The 16,970-nt window shown below is 55.2% G+C and carries 17 protein-coding genes; 5 read left to right on the forward strand and 12 right to left on the reverse strand.

Annotated features, from left to right (window positions below; all coding sequences use genetic code 11):
• Genes livG through livK form a run of 4 tightly spaced genes read right to left on the reverse strand, consistent with a single transcriptional unit; the run spans position 1 to position 4,121 of the window.
• On the reverse strand, positions 1-768 hold the full coding sequence (gene livG / locus C2U53_RS07965) for a high-affinity branched-chain amino acid ABC transporter ATP-binding protein LivG (RefSeq protein ID WP_042998472.1): 768 nt from the start codon (positions 766-768) through the stop codon (positions 1-3).
• Positions 765-2,042: a branched chain amino acid ABC transporter permease LivM gene (gene livM, locus C2U53_RS07970; protein ID WP_042998473.1), complete on the reverse strand. Its 1,278-nt coding sequence runs from the start codon at positions 2,040-2,042 to the stop codon at positions 765-767. The genes livG and livM overlap by 4 nt, the downstream gene beginning before the upstream one ends.
• Positions 2,039-2,965 (reverse strand): high-affinity branched-chain amino acid ABC transporter permease LivH, encoded by a 927-nt coding sequence (gene livH, locus C2U53_RS07975; protein WP_042998474.1) that lies wholly within the window; start codon positions 2,963-2,965, stop codon positions 2,039-2,041. The genes livM and livH overlap by 4 nt, the downstream gene beginning before the upstream one ends.
• A gap of 46 nt (positions 2,966-3,011) precedes the next feature.
• A complete protein-coding gene (gene livK / locus C2U53_RS07980; protein WP_104445781.1) occupies positions 3,012-4,121 on the reverse strand; it encodes a high-affinity branched-chain amino acid ABC transporter substrate-binding protein LivK in 1,110 nt (369 codons plus the stop codon).
• Between the two features lie 420 nt (positions 4,122-4,541).
• Between livK and panM the strand changes: the two genes are divergently transcribed.
• Positions 4,542-4,925 (forward strand): aspartate 1-decarboxylase autocleavage activator PanM, encoded by a 384-nt coding sequence (gene panM / locus C2U53_RS07985; RefSeq protein ID WP_044253808.1) that lies wholly within the window; start codon positions 4,542-4,544, stop codon positions 4,923-4,925.
• A gap of 179 nt (positions 4,926-5,104) precedes the next feature.
• On the opposite strand, the gene livJ is transcribed toward panM, so the two are convergent.
• From livJ to ftsY, 6 genes are all read right to left on the reverse strand, one after another.
• Positions 5,105-6,205, reverse strand: a complete 1,101-nt coding sequence (gene livJ, locus C2U53_RS07990) for a branched chain amino acid ABC transporter substrate-binding protein LivJ (protein WP_142764811.1) — start codon at positions 6,203-6,205, stop codon at positions 5,105-5,107.
• Positions 6,206-6,413: 208 nt separating this feature from the next.
• Positions 6,414-7,679 (reverse strand): 4-aminobutyrate--2-oxoglutarate transaminase, encoded by a 1,266-nt coding sequence (locus C2U53_RS07995; RefSeq protein ID WP_104445782.1) that lies wholly within the window; start codon positions 7,677-7,679, stop codon positions 6,414-6,416.
• A gap of 130 nt (positions 7,680-7,809) precedes the next feature.
• The gene (gene rpoH / locus C2U53_RS08000; RefSeq protein WP_042998479.1) at positions 7,810-8,664 is read right to left on the reverse strand and encodes an RNA polymerase sigma factor RpoH; all 855 of its coding nucleotides are present in this window, start codon (positions 8,662-8,664) and stop codon (positions 7,810-7,812) included.
• Positions 8,665-8,917: 253 nt separating this feature from the next.
• Positions 8,918-9,976 (reverse strand): permease-like cell division protein FtsX, encoded by a 1,059-nt coding sequence (gene ftsX / locus C2U53_RS08005; RefSeq protein ID WP_042998480.1) that lies wholly within the window; start codon positions 9,974-9,976, stop codon positions 8,918-8,920.
• Positions 9,969-10,637: a cell division ATP-binding protein FtsE gene (ftsE, locus tag C2U53_RS08010; protein ID WP_042998481.1), complete on the reverse strand. Its 669-nt coding sequence runs from the start codon at positions 10,635-10,637 to the stop codon at positions 9,969-9,971. The genes ftsX and ftsE overlap by 8 nt, the downstream gene beginning before the upstream one ends.
• A 2-nt stretch (positions 10,638-10,639) precedes the next feature.
• Entirely contained in the window at positions 10,640-12,127 is a 1,488-nt protein-coding gene (gene ftsY / locus C2U53_RS08015; RefSeq protein ID WP_061069319.1) for a signal recognition particle-docking protein FtsY, read from the reverse strand.
• Between the two features lie 159 nt (positions 12,128-12,286).
• Here ftsY and rsmD point away from each other — a divergent pair, with 159 nt between their 5' ends.
• Together rsmD and C2U53_RS08025 are read left to right on the forward strand one after the other, a co-directional pair.
• Complete coding sequence (rsmD, locus tag C2U53_RS08020) at positions 12,287-12,883, forward strand: 16S rRNA (guanine(966)-N(2))-methyltransferase (protein ID WP_042998483.1); 597 nt, start codon at positions 12,287-12,289, stop codon at positions 12,881-12,883.
• Positions 12,873-13,142, forward strand: coding sequence for a DUF1145 family protein (locus C2U53_RS08025; RefSeq protein ID WP_042998484.1), 270 nt, complete (start codon positions 12,873-12,875; stop codon positions 13,140-13,142). Before rsmD ends, C2U53_RS08025 begins: the two co-directional genes overlap by 11 nt.
• A 65-nt stretch (positions 13,143-13,207) precedes the next feature.
• Here the strand turns inward: C2U53_RS08025 and C2U53_RS08030 are convergent, their stop codons facing one another.
• On the reverse strand, positions 13,208-13,567 hold the full coding sequence (locus C2U53_RS08030; protein WP_044263887.1) for a DUF2500 domain-containing protein: 360 nt from the start codon (positions 13,565-13,567) through the stop codon (positions 13,208-13,210).
• Positions 13,568-13,708: 141 nt separating this feature from the next.
• On the opposite strand from C2U53_RS08030, the gene C2U53_RS08035 reads away from it, so the two are divergent.
• Both C2U53_RS08035 and zntA read left to right on the forward strand, forming a co-directional pair.
• Positions 13,709-14,335, forward strand: coding sequence for a lysoplasmalogenase (locus C2U53_RS08035; protein ID WP_044253586.1), 627 nt, complete (start codon positions 13,709-13,711; stop codon positions 14,333-14,335).
• Between the two features lie 76 nt (positions 14,336-14,411).
• Positions 14,412-16,610: a Zn(II)/Cd(II)/Pb(II) translocating P-type ATPase ZntA gene (gene zntA, locus C2U53_RS08040; protein WP_042998487.1), complete on the forward strand. Its 2,199-nt coding sequence runs from the start codon at positions 14,412-14,414 to the stop codon at positions 16,608-16,610.
• A gap of 45 nt (positions 16,611-16,655) precedes the next feature.
• Here the strand turns inward: zntA and tusA are convergent, their stop codons facing one another.
• Positions 16,656-16,901, reverse strand: a complete 246-nt coding sequence (gene tusA, locus C2U53_RS08045; RefSeq protein WP_042998488.1) for a sulfurtransferase TusA — start codon at positions 16,899-16,901, stop codon at positions 16,656-16,658.
• Positions 16,902-16,970: the final 69 nt, after the last annotated feature.

A 16,970-nucleotide genomic window follows, 5' to 3' on the forward strand; every position in this document is an offset into this window, starting at 1 on the left:
TTATGCCTCACCAAGGTATGCACGGATCACGTCCGGGTTATTTCGAATCTGTTCCGGCGTCCCGTTCGCCAGCGGCGTGCCCTGGTTCACCACGTAAATACGGTCGGAAATCCCCATTACCAACTTCATATCGTGTTCAATCAGCAGAATGGTGGTGTTGTGATGGTTGCGCAGTTCGGCAATCAGCTCGTCCAGCTCTTTGGTCTCTTTCGGGTTAAGACCCGCAGCCGGTTCATCCAGCATCAAAATTTCTGGCTGCGTCACCATACAGCGGGCGATCTCCAGACGGCGCTGGTCGCCATAAGCCAGGTTACTGGCCTGACGGTTCGCATGCTCCAGCAGCCCGATACGCTCAAGCCAGGTGGCCGCGCGATCCAGCGCTTCGCTCTGCGCCCGACGAAACGCCGGGGTTTTCAGCAGACCGGAAAACACGCCTGTTTTCAGTTGCTGATGCTGTGCCACCAGCAGGTTTTCAATCACCGTCATTTCGCGAAACAGACGCACGTGCTGGAAAGTTCGCACCACGCCCATCCGGGCAATTTGTTGCCCCGGCAGCCCTTCAAGGTGCTGATCGCGAAGCTTAATGGTGCCACCCGTCGGCTTATAAAAACCGGTCAGGCAGTTAAACACCGTGGTTTTACCGGCGCCGTTCGGCCCAATCAGCGACACAATTTCTTGCGGATGCAGCTCCAGTTCAACGTTGTTCACCGCCAGCAGACCGCCGAAGCGCATCATCAGGCCGTTAACCGATAATAATGGCTGACTCATGCCTGCTCTCCTTTCGCTTCCCCGTTTTTCAGTTTCAACTGTGGACGGGTCATCGGCAGCAAGCCCTGCGGACGCCAGATCATCATCAGTACCATCAAACCACCCAGCATTAACATGCTGTATTCGTTGAAATCACGCATCAGTTCACGCGACACCACCAACAGAATGGCTGCGAGGATTACCGCAAACTGCGACCCCATCCCGCCGAGCACTACGATCGCCAGCACAAACGCCGATTCGGCAAAGGTGAACGATTCAGGGCTGACAAACCCCTGACGCGCCGCAAACAGCGTACCGGCGAAACCGGCAAACGCGGCGCTGATGGTAAAGGCGGTCAGTTTGATGCGCGTGGGGCTCAGACCCAGAGAGCGACAGGCGATCTCATCTTCACGCAGCGCTTCCCACGCTCGTCCCAGCGGCATGCGCAGCAGACGGTTAATCACAAACAGGCTCAGCACCACCAGCAGCAGCGCGACCAGATAGAGGAAAATCACGCGATCGGACGGATCGTATTTCACATTGAAGAAGTTGCTGAAGGTATCCCAGCCGCCTTCACGTGCGCTGCGGCTGAACTCGAGACCGAACAGCGTCGGTTTCGGGATCTGGCTGATGCCGTTCGGACCGCCAGTGATTTCAGTATTGTTGAGCAGCAGAATACGGACGATCTCACCAAATCCCAGGGTGACGATTGCCAGGTAGTCGCCACGCAGACGCAGCACCGGGAAGCCCAGCAGGAAACCCGCCGCCGCTGCGACCAGTCCCGCCAGCGGCAGGCAGGTCCAGAAGCCGAGACCGTAATAGTGGTTCAGCAGCGCAAAAGTGTACGCGCCAATTGCGTAGAAACCGCCGTAGCCTAATACCAACAGGCCGGAAAGCCCGACGACAACGTTCAGCCCCAGGCCGAGAATGATATAAATCATGGTCAGCGTGGCGATATCCACCGTGCCGCGCGAGACCATAAACGGCCACGCCACGGCAATCACCAGCAGCGCAATCAGGAACAGCTTCTGCTTTACGGTTGAGCCATCAATCGCTGGCAAAATAAACTTCGGCCCGGAGACGCTTTTCAGGCTCTTCTGGAATACCGGACGCAGCATCTGGAAGAAAAAGACCACGGCAGTGCCGATAAACACCCACTGCCAGCGGATGTCGGCAGCGGTGTCCACCACCAGTTTGGTGCCATCCAGTTCCAGTTGAACGCCCATAAAGACGCCCGCCAGCACGAAGAACATCGCGGCAGAGAGCAGCGCCATCGCAAAATGCATCGGTTTCATACTTTCTCTACCTCCGGACGGCCCAGAATCCCGGTCGGCATCACCAGCAGTACCAGAATCAACAGGGCGAACGACACCACGTCTTTGTATTCCGTACTCAGATAAGCAGAAGAAAGCGCTTCCGCGACGCCCAGAATCAGGCCGCCGATCATCGCGCCTGGAATGCTGCCGATCCCGCCAAGCACCGCTGCGGTAAAGGCTTTCATCCCGGCCATAAAGCCGATATAGGGGTTGATCACCCCGTAGAATTGCCCGAGCAGCACGCCGGCCACTGCCGCCATCGCTGCGCCAATCACAAAGGTCAACGCAATCACGCGGTCCGTGTTAATCCCGAGCAGGCTGGCCATTTTCAGGTCTTCCGCACAAGCACGGCAGGCACGTCCCATGCGGGAGTAACGAATAAAAATGGTCAGTGCCAGCATCGCCAGGAAGGTCACAACCCAGATGACCAGTTGCATGGTGGTGATCGATGCGGAGAAGTTTTCGCTGGCCCCCACGACCCATTGCCCGTTGAACAGGCTGGGCAGCGCCACGTCACGTGAACCTTCCGTCAGGCTGACGTAGTTTTGCAGGAAGATAGACATCCCAATCGCGGAGATCAGCGCAATCAGACGTTTGGAATTCCGGACGGGCCGATACGCCACCCGCTCAATGCTCCAGCCGTAGGCGCTGGCAATGATAATCGCCCCAATGAATCCGGCCGCCACCAGCAACCAACTGGTATCGATCCCCATCATCATGAGTGCCGCGATAATCATAAAAGAGACATAGCTACTGATCATGTATACCTCGCCGTGGGCGAAGTTGATCATGCCGATAATGCCGTACACCATGGTGTAACCGATGGCGATCAGCGCATAGGTGCTTCCCAGCGTGACGCCGTTAAACATCTGCTGCAAAAAGTACAGGAACTGCTCGGACATAAAAAAACCTTTCTATTTCCGCCCGCGTGAACGGGCGGTGGGATAATTATTTGGCTGCCGTGGATGACCCATCGGCGTGCCACTGGAAGACACCAAATTCAAATCCCTTTAGATCGCCTTTTTCATCCCATTTCAGCGGCCCAATGACGGTATCAGCACCGTTTGCTTTTAAATCTTTCACCAGATCCAGCGGCGCTTTGCTGCCAGAACGGTCCATTGCCGTTGCCAGTGACTGCACAGCAGCGTAGGTGATCCACACATACGGACCAGTCGGATCTTTTTTATCGGCTTTCAGCGCATCAACAATCGCTTTGTTGGCCGGATCCTGGTCATAGCGTTTTGGCATGGTGACCAGCATGCCTTCAGCTGCTTCACCGGCGATATTCGACAGCGATGCATTGCCCACGCCTTCCGGCCCCATGAACATGGTTTTCAGCCCGACGGAGCGCGCCTGGCGCAGCATCTGCCCCATTTCCGGGTAGTAGCCGCCGTAGTACACAAAGTCGATGTTCTCTTTTTTCAGGCGCGCAAGCAGCGCGGAGAAATCTTTCTCACCTGCGGTGATGCCATCAAAGAAGACGATATTGGCGTTTGCCGCTTTCAGCGCATCCTGAACAGAGCGCGCCAGGCCTTCACCGTACTGTTGTTTGTCGTGAATGATGGCGATGCGCTGCGGTTTTACGCTCTCAAGAATGTATTTTGCTGCGGTCGGTCCCTGAGAAGAGTCCAGTCCGGCGGTACGCATGATGTGCGCGTAGCCGCGCTGCGTCAGTTCCGGGTTGGTCGCACCAGGCGAGATCATCAGAATGCCTTCATCTTCGTAAATATCCGACGCAGGCTGAGTCGAAGAGGAGCAGAGGTGACCAATCACATACTGAATACCGTCGTTGACGATTTTGTTCGCCACCGCCACGGCCTGTTTTGGATCGCAGGCGTCGTCATATTCCACAGCGACCAGCTTGTTGCCGTTGATGCCGCCTTTGGCGTTGATGTCTTTGATGGCCTGACGCGCGCCGTTAAATTCCATGTCGCCCCACTGCGCCACTGGACCCGACATCGCGCCGACAACAGCAACGTTAATATCCTCTGCCATTGCCGCCTGTGACATCGCCAGTGCAATCACCCCTGCGATGACCGTTTTCGCATTCCGTTTCATTTACTGAATCCCCATTCGTGATGTACTTATTTTCTATTTATATGGTTAAAAAGCAGACTGTGCTTTTTTTGCACTACACTATTTTTACCAGTCTGATTAATGGTTTAGCGCAGTATTTTCCGCAAATACAGCGTAAAACCTCTATTTTTCAGTCTATTAAGAACAGATAATATTCTGCTTTTCACCATAGATAAACAAAAAAAAGCACACTTGTCAGCATAAAATAACGGGACAATGAGCCGAATAAAACACTACCTTCCAGGGTATTATCCTGCCTGTTTTTCATTCTCTGATGTTTCGAACTGAGGTTCTGACCGTCATAAAATTAATCACCTGCCAAATGATTTAAAAAAGAGAAAGCGTCCGGTTGAATTATTTCGGTACACTTGCACTCTCTTTTGTGATTTGGACATGCTGTCGATGAAGCTGACCATCATTCGTTTAGAACACTTTAGCGATCAGGATCTGATCGACCTGGGCAAAATCTGGCCGGAGTATTCCGCCGCCTCTTTAAGCGTAGATGAAACGCACCGGATCTACGCGGCACGATTTAATGAGCGGTTGTTAGGCGCCGTAAGGGTCACCCTGAGCGGCACTCAGGGCGCGCTGGATTCGCTGCGCATCCGTGACGTCACGCGGCGTCGGGGGGTGGGAAAATATCTGGTGGAAGAAGTGATCCATGATAATCCGAACGTCTCCTCCTGGTGGATGGCGGATGTCGGCGTGGAAGACCGGGGCGTCATGGCGGCGTTTATGCAGGTACTGGGCTTCACCGCACAGCAAAACGGCTGGGAAAAACGTTAAAAAAGCCGGGTGGCGGCTTCGCCTTACCCGGCTGGCTATATTCTCTGCTGCCTTTTCCCAAGAATTTCGTGTTGCAGGAAGGCGGCAAGGGATGACATCCCCGGAAGCTTACCGACGTAAGTGACCGGGGTTGAATAACACAGCCAATGCACCTGCAATGCGCAAAGGCGCCGTGGAAATTACTTCGCGTCGGTCGCCGTGCCGTTGGCATGCCAGTCGAAGACGCCGAATTCAAAGCCTTTCAAGTCACCCTTCTCATCCCACGACAGCGGTCCCATGACGGTATCCACGGAGTTCGCTTTCAGCCAGGTGGCGATTTCAGCCGGATCGGCTGACTGGTTCAGGCCCGCCTGTAAAGATTGCAGCGCGGCGTAGGTGGTCCACACGAACGCCCCGCTCGGATCTTGTTTTTTCGCCTTGATCGCATCAACGATAGGTTTGTTCGCAGGTACCTGGTCGTAGTTCTTCGGTTTGGTCACCAGCAGACCTTCGGCCGATTCACCGGCGATGTTAGACAGGGAAACGTTGGCTACCCCTTCAGGACCCATGAACTGCGTTTTCAGACCCGCAGCACGTGCCTGACGCAGGATCTGCCCCATTTCCGGGTGATAACCGCCGTAGTAAACGAAGTCGATATTCTCTTTCTTCAGACGCGCCACCAGCGTGGAGAAGTCTTTCTCACCGGCGGTGATACCGTCAAAGAACACCACGTTAGCGTTGCCCTTCTTCAGATTTTCCTGCACGGCACGCGCCAGACCTTCACCGTACTGTTGTTTGTCGTGAACGATCGCGATGCGCTGCGGCTTCACTTTTTCCAGAATGTATTTCGCGGCGGTCGGGCCCTGGTCTGAGTCCAGGCCCGTGGTGCGCAGCACCAGCTTGTAGCCGCGAGAGGTCAGCTCCGGTGCCGTTGCCGCCGGGGTGATCATCAGAATGCCTTCGTCTTCGTAGATGTCAGACGCGGGCTGAGTGGAAGAGGAACACAGGTGGCCGATAACGTATTTGATGCCGTCATTAATCACTTTGTTGGCGACTGCGACCGCTTGTTTCGGGTCACAGGCATCATCATATTTTACGATCTGCAGTTTTTCGCCTTTGATTCCGCCTTTGGCATTAATGTCTGCAACCGCTTGTTCTGCGCCAGTAAACTCCTGGTCGCCGTACTGGGCTACTGGACCGGACATCGCACCGACAACAGCGACTTTAATATCGGCCTGAGCCATTGTGCTGAATGCCAACGCGATACATCCTGCCAGTAACGCTTTACCCTTCATATTCATCCTGACCTTCCCCATTCTTATGGTTATTACGACTATTGTGATGTTGTTGTGTAGCGCTTTATTTCGATTATAGGTGTGCAGCTCGCGCATTTTCAGCACACTCTGCTAAAACATACCCCATTTTTATAGTTTTGGAATAGCTAATTTCATATTCAAATAATAAGTGAACGACATAGAGTCGTGCCGCCCGGTAATGGACGGCACAGGTTTATCGTGTCAGCGAGTGGGTGATAATGCCGAGCGCCTGACGAAATTGCGCGTCAGTGATGGTGAGCGGATAAAGAAAACGGATGACGTTGCCATACACGCCGCAACTCAGTAGCAGAAGTCCTTCCTGCAAGGCGCGATCCTGCACCTGCCGCGTGAATTCCGGGGAAGGTTTTCCGCTATGCGGATCGTTGAATTCTACCGCCACCATCGACCCCTGCGCGCGAATATCGGCAATAAACGGGCAGTCCGCTTTTGCCTGGTTCAACGCCTCGACCAGCGTCGTGCCCAATGTAGCGGCGCGGGCGCAGAGCTGTTCTTCATCAATCACATCCAGCACCGCGTGTGCCGCAGCAACCGCCAGCGGGTTACCGGCATACGTTCCCCCCAGACCACCAGGCGCAGGGGCATCCATCACTTCGGAACGGCCAGCGACCGCAGAGAGCGGCATACCGCCTGCCAGGCTTTTCGCCATCGTCATCAGATCAGGCTGTACGCCATGATGCTCCATCGCAAACAGTTTGCCGGTACGGGCAAAGCCGGTTTGCACCTCATCGGCGATCAACAAGATACCGTGGGTATCGCACAACGCCCGCAGCGCCTGCATGAACGCCGTTGGCGCAATATTAAAGCCTCCTTCACCCTGAACCGGTTCAAGGATGATGGCGGCAACCTGATCTGGCGCGATATCAGCTTTAAAAATGCGCTCCAGACTTTGCAGCGCATCGACGGTGCTCACACCGTGTAACGCATTAGGGTACTGAGCGTGATAAACCGAACCAGGGAACGGGCCAAAACCGATTTTGTAAGGTGCCACTTTACCGGTCAGCGCCATCGTCATGAAAGTCCGCCCGTGGAAAGCGCCGCCAAAGGTAATGAGCCCGGGTCGTTTGGTATATGCGCGGGCAATCTTCACTGCGTTTTCCACCGCTTCTGCCCCGGTGGAGAAGAATGCCGTCTTCACCGGCCCGTCAATCGGCACACGTTTATTGATACGTTCCGCCAGTCTGACATAGCTTTCGTAGGGAACAATCTGGTAAGCGGTATGAGTAAAAGACTGGAGCTGTTTTTCGATGGCGGCGATGATTTTTGGGTGACGATGCCCGGTATTCAGCACTGCAATACCAGCGGCAAAATCGATCACCTCACGGCCTTCCACATCCCACAATGTTGCGTTTTCCGCCCTCTCAGCGTAAAAGCCACACATCACGCCGATCCCGCGCGGCGTCGCCTGCAAACGCCGTTCATTCAGTTCGTTATTCTTCATTTTCTTCCCCTAAGATGCGCACAACCCATCGGTAAGTGTTTGCCAGGGGGGAGGAATTCGCCAGATCAGGCGCTAAAAAAACAAAAACCCCGGACAGTTATCCAGGGTTTTAGCGGGGACTTCGCGGGAGTTACGCTTCGATAGCGGCGCGAAGTTTTTTCATGGCGTTCTTTTCAAGCTGACGCACACGCTCTGCGGAAACACCGTAGCGATCGGCCAGTTCCTGCAGCGTAGATTTGTTATCTTCGTCCAGCCAGCGGGCGCGGATAATATCCTGGCTACGCTCGTCGAGACCTTCCATCGCATGGGTCAGTTTGTTGGCAGCCTGATCTTCCCAGTTATCCTCTTCAATGCCGTCGGCAAAGTTAGAGGTTTTATCCTGCAGATACAGGACGGGCGCCATCGGCTGGCTGTCGGACTCATCGTCCGGGGACATATCAAACGTCATGTCCTGCGCCGCCATACGAGATTCCATCTCGCGGACGTCTTTACTGGAAACACCCAGCTCACGCGCCACCATTTCCACTTCATCCTGATTAAACCAGCCCAGACGCTGCTTGGTTTTACGCAGATTAAAGAACAGCTTACGCTGTGCTTTAGTGGTCGCCACTTTCACGATACGCCAGTTACGCAGGACATATTCGTGGATCTCAGCTTTAATCCAGTGCACGGCGAAGGAAACCAGGCGTACACCCACTTCCGGGTTGAAACGGCGCACGGCTTTCATCAGGCCGATATTCCCTTCCTGAATGAGATCCGCCTGCGGCAGGCCATAGCCCGCATAGTTACGAGCAACATGAACAACAAAGCGCAGGTGAGACAGGATCAGCGTCTTAGCTGCTTCCAGATCGCCCTGGTAATGCAGCTTTTCAGCCAGTGCCCGTTCCTCGTCAGCCGACAACATCGGCCACGCGTTCGCAGCCCGGATGTAAGACTCCAGGTTACCAACAGGGGCTAAAGCTAAATTTTGCATTTCTTTGGTCATTCAAATCCTCTCAATTTTTATCGTCTGGCACCACAGCGATAGATATCAGCAACAACCGTGCCAGCGTTAATGAGCAACGAGATTAGCATTCACTCTTTTATCAGACCGTGATTTTATCCACAAGTTCAATGCAACGTTGTGTATAAATTACGCACAAATTGTGACATGAAGATGAAAAGTGGGGAAGAGACAACAGGAACTCTTTCCCTGCGAACGGAAACCCATTGCAGGGAAAGATTATATCACGGTTTTTTTAATCAGGAGTAAAGTGACGTAAATGTTGAACCGTCGCGAGCCACGCCGCCACCCAGCCGATCATCGAGCAAACCAGCAGCAGTAACAGGCACTCATCGAACGATAAGCCATTGAGATCAAACTTCGTTCCGAAAACTTGCGCCACTTCCGTGACCGCCGACGACAGTCGTAACACCAAAATTTCTGACAAAATCAGTGAAAGAAATGCGCCAGAAAAACCGAGCAATGCGCCGCCGTACAAGAACGGACGCAGGATAAATCCATCCGTCGCACCAATCAGTTTTTGCACGTTAATCGTATCGCGACGGGCAAAGATGCTCAGCCGCACGCTGTTACCAATGACGAGGAAGACGGCGGCAACCATCAGCACACCAATCATCGCCGACACTCGCCCGACCAGACCGGTCAGCGCCGCCAGACGGGCAAACCAGCTGTCGTCCATCCGCACTTCATCAATCCCGTTAATACGAGAGACGCGGTCGCGCAGCGTATTCAGCGAATCGGTGCTCTGGAAGTCGAGTTTCGGGATCACCACCGCCACCGCAGGCAAGGGATTCTCTTCCAGCATATCCAGCGCGCCGCCGAAACCGGACCAGTTGCGGAATTCGCCGAGGGCATCTTCACGAGAAAGGTAATTCACCTTCTCCACACCCTGCTCAGCCTGCAACTGGGCGACGACGCCTGCCGCCGCATCATCATCCAGCGTTTTTTGCAGATAAACGGTGATCTGCGGAGACGGGTAATACTGCGTCGCTGCCTGGTTAACGTTTTTGTAGACCATGTAGCAGACGCTCGGCAGAGTCAGGGAGATGGCAATCACCATCACCGTCAGAAACGTCGCCAGCGGTTTGCTTTTCAGATCCTGTAACGCGCCCTGGAACGCATAGCGCACCTGCTCGTTAAAGACGTTGGTTTTACGTGAGTTCGGCTTTGGCGACGGTTTCGCCCGCTTCGGCGCGTTACGTCCACCGTCACCGGAGGAGCCGCCGGAACGACGAAAACGGTCCAGCCGTCCGCCGAACTGTTTGATTTGATTGATAGCGTCGCGCTTATTCACGGGCTTCGCCTCCATGCAAATGGCCATCACTCAGGGTAAGCATACGGTACGACCGACGGGAAATGAGCCCGATGTCGTGCGTCGCCATCAGCACCGTCACCCCGACGCGGTTAAACTCTTCGAACAGACGCAGAATCCCTTCCGACAGCGCGTCATCCAGGTTACCGGTCGGTTCATCCGCCAGCAGTACCGCTGGCTTGTTCACCACCGCACGGGCGATCCCGACACGCTGCTGTTCCCCCCCGGAGAGCTGAATCGGGAAGTTTTTCGCTTTGTCCAGCAGTCCAACCTTGTCCAGCGCCGCCGATACGCGACGACGAATATCATCCCCGCTGGCACCGGCGATAATCAGCGGGATCGCCACATTGTCGAATACCGTTCGGTCCATCAACAGGTGGTGATCCTGGAAAATCATGCCGATCTGACGACGCAAAAACGGCACTTCACGGTTTTTCAGTCGCGTGATGTCATGCCCACTGAAGAGGATTTTCCCGGCGCTGGGCCGCTCAATCCCACAGATAAGCTTCAGCAGGGTACTTTTCCCCGCGCCGGAGTGGCCGGTCAGAAACGCCATCTCGCCCGGCTGCATATGGAATGTGACCCCTTGCAGCGCTTGTCTCCCACCGAGATAGGCCTTGCTGACATGTTCAAAGCGAATCATTGTTAATCCTCTCGGGCAAAAAGTGCCTCTATAAAATCGTCCGCCTTAAACGGACGTAAATCCTCGATACGTTCGCCCACACCAATATAGCGGATAGGGATGCCAAACTGATCGGCCACCGAGAAGATCACCCCACCTTTCGCCGTACCGTCCAGCTTGGTCAGGGTAATACCGGTCAGGCCCACCGCTTCATGGAACAGTTTGGCCTGGCTTATCGCATTCTGCCCGGTGCTGGCATCAAGCGTCAGCATAACTTCATGCGGCGCGTCTTCGTCCAGTTTCTTCATCACGCGAACGATTTTTTTCAGTTCTTCCATCAGGTGCGATTTGTTTTGCAGACGACCTGCGGTATCGGCAATCAGCACATCAATGTGACGCGCCTTCGCGGCCTGAATGGCGTCGAAGATAACGGAAGCGGAATCCGCGCCGGTATGCTGGGCAATCACCGGAATATTGTTACGCTGACCCCAGACCTGCAACTGTTCGACCGCTGCGGCGCGGAACGTATCGCCCGCCGCCAGCATCACGGATTTCCCTTGCTGTTCAAACTGGCGCGCCAGCTTACCGATGGTGGTGGTTTTCCCCACCCCATTCACGCCGACCATCAGAATAACAAACGGCGTTTTACCTTCAACGTTCAGCGGTTCATCGACTTTCGCCAGAATCTCGCCCATCTCGTCTTTCAGCAGTCCGTACAGCGCTTCAGCATCTTTAAGCTGTTTGCGGCTGGCGCCTTCCGTCAGATTGGCGATGATTTTGCGCGTGGTTTCCACGCCCACATCGGCAATCAGCAGTTGTTCTTCCAGCTCTTCAAACAGATCATCGTCGATTTTTTTACCACGGAACAGACTGATAAATCCGGAACCGAGGTTTTCTTTGGTTTTCAGTAAGCTGCGTTTCAGACGCGCGAAAAAACCTTCTTTGGTCGGTTTTTCCTGTTCCTGAATCATCTCTTCGACCGGCGCGTCTTTTTCCGCCAGCGGAACGATCATTTGCGCGTCTTCCGCCGCTTCCGCCGCCAGCGCTTGTGCTTCCAACTCTTCGTCGGTCAGTTCCGGTTCGTTTTGCGCCTCTTCTTCTACCGCTTCAACAATCTCAACGGTTTCCGCTTCGGCCTGCCACTCTTCGGCGGAGGTTTCCTCTTCGGCTTTCACCTCTTCCGGCAACGGCAGCTCTTCGTGCGCAACGGCAATCTGCGGCTCAACCTGCGCGTCAACATGCTCTTTCGCGACAGCGGGTTCTACTGACTGGATGGTTTCGATTTCCTGAACCTGTTCCGTCACCTCAACCACTTCCTCAGCAAAGGCTTCAGCCTCTTCTTTGCTGTGAAGCGGCGCTTGCGCTTCTACGTCAGCCGCCGTTTCAACGGGTTCGTCGGACGGTAATTGCGCTTCAACACCCTGCTGATCTTCGGTTTTTTGTTCTTGTTCCTGCTCTTTTTCACCAAAGCCCAGCCAGGAAAAGAAGCCACGTTTTTTCTGTTTTGCCATCTGCGATTACGCTCCTGGGGACTCATTCTCTTGCCGCTTTGAGGCATCCTGAATGATTTTGTGTATAGACGCTAAAAAAAATGATGAAATAGTCTATCACTTTACTTAATCCACATCACCGCCTGGAATCATCTGCACGCGGCGGTTTGAGCAACAGAAATGAAAAAAACGAATCACTCAGGTAGCGGCCAAATCCGCATTATTGGCGGACAATGGCGCGGCCGCAAACTCCCGGTCCCCGATAGCCCTGGTCTCCGTCCGACAACGGATCGCGTGCGTGAAACGCTGTTTAACTGGCTGGCACCGGTGATAGTAGAAGCCCAATGTCTGGACTGTTTTGCCGGAAGCGGCGCACTGGGGCTGGAAGCACTATCACGCTATGCCGCTGGCGCCACGCTGCTGGAGAGGGATCGCGCAGTCTCTCAGCAGTTACAAAAGAACCTGGCTACGCTGAAAGCAGGGAATGCAAAAGTCGTTAACACGAATACCCTGACATTCCTGACGCAGTCAGGCACGCCGCATAACGTGGTATTTGTCGATCCGCCGTTTCGTAAAGGGTTACTGGAAGAAACTTTAAACCTGCTGGAAACTCACGGCTGGCTGGCGGATGTTGCCTGGATTTACGTGGAAAGCGAAGTGGAAAACGGTCTGCCGCCCGTGCCGACGAACTGGTCATTGTACCGGGAAAAAATCGCCGGGCAGGTCGCGTACCGTTTGTATCAACGCGAAGCACAAGGAGAAAGCGATGCTGATTAATCTTGGTCGACTACTGATGCTCGGCGTGTGGGCATTCTTATTGTTAAACCTGGTGCAACCCTTCCCGCGACCGCTCAACATCTTCGTTAACGTCGCCCTCGTGTTTATGGTACTGATGCACGGCATGCAGCTGGCGCTACTGAAGTCCACCCTGCCCAAAGACGGACCGCAAATGACCACCGGCGAGAAAGTCCGTATTTTCCTGTTTGGCGTGTTTGAGCTGCTGGTCTGGCAGAAGAAGTTTAACGTTAAAAAGTAATACGGCATGAAGGTGCCGGATAGCGCTTCGCTTATCCGGCTTACCCAGGTGAGCGGTTTCCCGTCTTATGGCTGAGCAACAAACTCGACGAAGCGCGACCCTTTGTAGCTTAGCGTCCCTTTATCCCCCACCGTCAGCGCATGATACTGACGCGCCTCCAGGCGGAAGGTCTTTTCCAGCCCGCCGTTCTGTGGTTTAAAGCTCACCTCATAGCGCATACTGGTTCCCGCTGGCGTGACCTGCTGCTGTCGGGAACGTCGGTCGTTGATGGGCTTTTCACGTTTATTGCTGACCACCATTTGCGCCTGACGAAGCGGTGCCACATCGTTATCGGCTTTTTCCCGCCGCTGCTGCATAAAGCGGAATGAGGCGGCAACGATAATTAACACAATGATAATAATGAAGAAAAGTGGCGGCTTACTCATATTGATAACCCATCAGAAAATGCGGAAATAAGCATACCCTGCCCGTTATGGTGTTGTCATCAGGCGGTCGCGGCCTCTACACTGAACATCAGGGTTGTGAGCATACCGCTTACGAAAAAATAACGAATTCAAGGAACTATGATGCTTTGGTCGTTTATCGCTGTCTGCCTTTCCGCATGGTTATTTGTGGATGCCTCCTACCGTGGACCCGCCTGGCAACGCTGGGTCTTTAAACCCGTCACCTTATTACTCCTGCTGTTACTGGCCTGGCAGGCGCCGATGTTCAACGCCGTGAGCTATCTGGTGCTGGCCGGTCTTTGCGCCTCACTGGTTGGCGATGCGCTAACATTATTGCCGCGTCAGCGACTGCTCTATGCGATTGGCGCCTTTTTCCTCTCGCACCTGTTGTACACCATCTATTTTGCCAGCCAGATGACGCTCTCTTTCTTCTGGCCGCTACCGCTGGTGCTGATGGTGCTGGGCGCGCTGCTGATTGCGGTGATCTGGACACGCCTTGAAGAACTGCGCTGGCCGGTGTGTACCTTTATCGCCATGACGCTGGTGATGGTCTGGTTAGCCGGTGAGCTGTGGTTTTTCCGCCCCACCGCACCTGCGCTGTCGGCGTTTTTGGGCGCGTCGCTGCTGTTCATTGGCAACATCGTCTGGCTGGGCAGTCATTACCGCTGTCGTTTTCGCGCGGACAACGCTATCGCCGCCGCCTGCTACTTTGCCGGGCACTTCCTGATCGTCCGCTCGCTTTATCTCTAATAACGCTTGACTCTGGAGTCGACTCCAGAGTGTATCCTCCGGTTAATGAGAAAATTATCATCAACCGGAGGATGCCATGTCGATACCTGCTCACAATGGCAAAAAAGCCCCACAATTTTCATCTTTCAAGCCAGCTCCCACGCCGCAGAAGCCCGATGACTGCTGCTGCGAAGGCGCATGCTCAGCCCCTGAACCTATTGTTGAAACGGTAAAAGGCACCCGCTATAGCTGGAAAGTATCCGGGATGGACTGCGCCGCCTGCGCCCGCAAAGTAGAAAACGCGGTGCGCCAGGTCAGCGGCGTCAACCAGGTTCAGGTGCTGTTTGCCACCGAGAAACTGGTCGTCGACAGCAACGGCGATCTACGCCAGCAAATCGAGCATGCGGTGCAAAAAGCGGGTTACACCCTACGCGATGAACAGGCGAAGGAAGAAACGCCTGAATCCCGCTTTAAAGAGAACCTGCCGCTGCTCACGCTTCTCGTCATGATGGCGCTCAGTTGGGGGCTGGAGCAGTTCAACCATCCGTTCGGCCAACTGGCATTTATCGCCACGACGCTGGTCGGCCTGTTCCCGATCGCCCGCCAGGCGCTACGGCTGATAAAAACCGGCAGTTGGTTTGCCATTGAAACGCTGATGAGCGTCGCGGCTATCGGGGCGCTGTTCATCGGTGCCACAGCAGAAGCGGCGATGGTATTGCTGCTGTTCCTGATTGGCGAACGCCTCGAAGGCTGGGCCGCCAGTCGCGCCCGCAAAGGGGTCAGCGCGCTGATGGCGCTGAAACCGGAAACCGCGACACGTCTGCGCGACGGCGTACGCGAAGAGGTGGCGATCAACACGCTGCAACCGGGCGACATCATTGAAGTCGCTGCCGGGGGACGTCTCCCTGCCGACGGTAAACTGGTCTCTGGTTTTGCCAGTTTTGATGAGAGTGCGTTGACGGGAGAATCGATCCCGGTGGAACGCGCCACTGGTGAAAAAGTCCCGGCGGGGGCGACCAGCGTGGACCGTCTCGTCACGCTGGAAGTGCTCTCTGAACCGGGTGCCAGCGCGATTGACCGCATTCTGAAGTTAATCGAAGAGGCCGAGGAGCGTCGTGCGCCAATCGAGCGTTTTATCGACCGCTTCAGCCGAATTTATACGCCGGCGATTATGGCCATCGCCCTGCTGGTGACGCTCGTCCCACCGCTGCTGTTCGCGGGATCCTGGCAGGAGTGGATTTATAAAGGGTTAACGCTGCTGCTGATCGGCTGTCCGTGTGCGCTGGTCATCTCCACACCGGCAGCCATCACTTCTGGACTGGCGGCAGCAGCTCGTCGCGGGGCATTGATTAAAGGCGGCGCGGCGCTGGAACAGTTGGGCCGTATCACCCAGGTCGCCTTTGATAAAACCGGGACGTTGACCGTCGGGAAACCGCGCGTCACGGCAATTCATCCGGCCACCGGCGTCAGTGAGTCTGAACTGCTGGCGCTGGCAGCGGCTGTCGAGCAAGGCGCAACGCATCCACTGGCGCAGGCCATTGTGCGCGAAGCACAAACCGCAGGGCTGACGATCCCGTCCGCCGAAGGGCAACGGGCGCTGGTAGGGTCAGGGATTGAAGCGCAGGTGAATGGCGAAAGCGTTCTGATTTGCGCTGCCGGGAAACGTCCTGCCGACGCCTTTGCCGGAGAGATTAATCAGCTTGAAAGCGCCGGGCAGACGGTCGTTCTGGTCCTGCGCAATGAGACCGTGATCGGCGTCATCGCCCTGCAGGATACGCTACGCAACGATGCTCGCACCGCCATCCGCGAACTGAACGCGCTGGGCGTGAATGGTGTGATCCTGACTGGCGATAACCCGCGCGCGGCAGCCGCCATTGCTGGCGAGCTGGGTCTGACGTTTAACGCCGGGCTGCTACCGGAAGATAAAGTGAAGGCGGTCACCACGCTCAATCAACAGTCGCCGCTGGCAATGGTGGGGGATGGCATTAACGATGCGCCGGCGATGAAGGCCGCCGCTATCGGGATCGCGATGGGTAGCGGCACCGATGTGGCGCTGGAAACGGCAGATGCCGCACTGACGCATAACCGCCTCACGGGGCTGGTGCAGATGATCCAACTGGCGCGCGCGACCCACGCCAATATCCGTCAGAACATCACCATTGCGCTGGGACTGAAGGGGATATTTCTTGTCACCACGCTGCTCGGAATGACCGGTCTGTGGCTGGCGGTGCTGGCGGATACCGGGGCAACGGTGCTGGTTACCGCCAATGCGCTCAGATTGTTACGTAAAGGATAACGTTTTTTTGCCGGATGGCGCTAACGCTTATCCGGCATAACAAGATTACTGGCCTTTACGCACCAGATAGCGGTACGGCAGAGAGTCAGTCTCTTTTGCCACCAGCTCATGCTCCATAAACGTACAGAAGCCGGGAATGTCGCGGGTGGTCGCCGGGTCGTCCGCCACAATCAGCAGCGTTTCGCCGGTCCGCATGTTGCGTACGGTTTTACGCACCATCATCACCGGTTCCGGGCAGCGGAGCCCCTGGGCATCAAGGGTATGGTCGGGAGAGGAAAACAGATCGCTCATCGTGGTCTCATTCACTAAAAAAACGGCTGTAGTTTACGCTCAGTTCGGAAGTAAGCCAATCAGGTTAAC

The organism is Citrobacter sp. CFNIH10 (assembly GCF_002934585.1).
GTDB classification, from domain to species: Bacteria; Pseudomonadota; Gammaproteobacteria; order Enterobacterales; family Enterobacteriaceae; genus Citrobacter_A; species Citrobacter_A amalonaticus.

Excerpts from the sequence above, each read along its gene's own strand:
- ftsY (WP_061069319.1), bottom strand. The coding sequence starts at position 12,127 with ATGGCAAAACAGAAAAAACGTGGCTTCTTTTCCTGGCTGGGCTTTGGT.
- ftsE (WP_042998481.1), bottom strand. The coding sequence starts at position 10,637 with ATGATTCGCTTTGAACATGTCAGCAAGGCCTATCTCGGTGGGAGACAA.
- tusA (WP_042998488.1), bottom strand. The coding sequence starts at position 16,901 with ATGAGCGATCTGTTTTCCTCTCCCGACCATACCCTTGATGCCCAGGGG.
- livH (WP_042998474.1), bottom strand. The coding sequence starts at position 2,965 with ATGTCCGAGCAGTTCCTGTACTTTTTGCAGCAGATGTTTAACGGCGTC.
- C2U53_RS07995 (WP_104445782.1), bottom strand. The coding sequence starts at position 7,679 with ATGAAGAATAACGAACTGAATGAACGGCGTTTGCAGGCGACGCCGCGC.
- livM (WP_042998473.1), bottom strand. The coding sequence starts at position 2,042 with ATGAAACCGATGCATTTTGCGATGGCGCTGCTCTCTGCCGCGATGTTC.
- C2U53_RS08030 (WP_044263887.1), bottom strand. The coding sequence starts at position 13,567 with ATGAGTAAGCCGCCACTTTTCTTCATTATTATCATTGTGTTAATTATC.
- livJ (WP_142764811.1), bottom strand. The coding sequence starts at position 6,205 with ATGAATATGAAGGGTAAAGCGTTACTGGCAGGATGTATCGCGTTGGCA.
- C2U53_RS08035 (WP_044253586.1), top strand. The coding sequence starts at position 13,709 with ATGCTTTGGTCGTTTATCGCTGTCTGCCTTTCCGCATGGTTATTTGTG.
- zntA (WP_042998487.1), top strand. The coding sequence starts at position 14,412 with ATGTCGATACCTGCTCACAATGGCAAAAAAGCCCCACAATTTTCATCT.
- livG (WP_042998472.1), bottom strand. The coding sequence starts at position 768 with ATGAGTCAGCCATTATTATCGGTTAACGGCCTGATGATGCGCTTCGGC.
- C2U53_RS08025 (WP_042998484.1), top strand. The coding sequence starts at position 12,873 with ATGCTGATTAATCTTGGTCGACTACTGATGCTCGGCGTGTGGGCATTC.
- rsmD (WP_042998483.1), top strand. The coding sequence starts at position 12,287 with ATGAAAAAAACGAATCACTCAGGTAGCGGCCAAATCCGCATTATTGGC.
- rpoH (WP_042998479.1), bottom strand. The coding sequence starts at position 8,664 with ATGACCAAAGAAATGCAAAATTTAGCTTTAGCCCCTGTTGGTAACCTG.
- livK (WP_104445781.1), bottom strand. The coding sequence starts at position 4,121 with ATGAAACGGAATGCGAAAACGGTCATCGCAGGGGTGATTGCACTGGCG.
- panM (WP_044253808.1), top strand. The coding sequence starts at position 4,542 with ATGAAGCTGACCATCATTCGTTTAGAACACTTTAGCGATCAGGATCTG.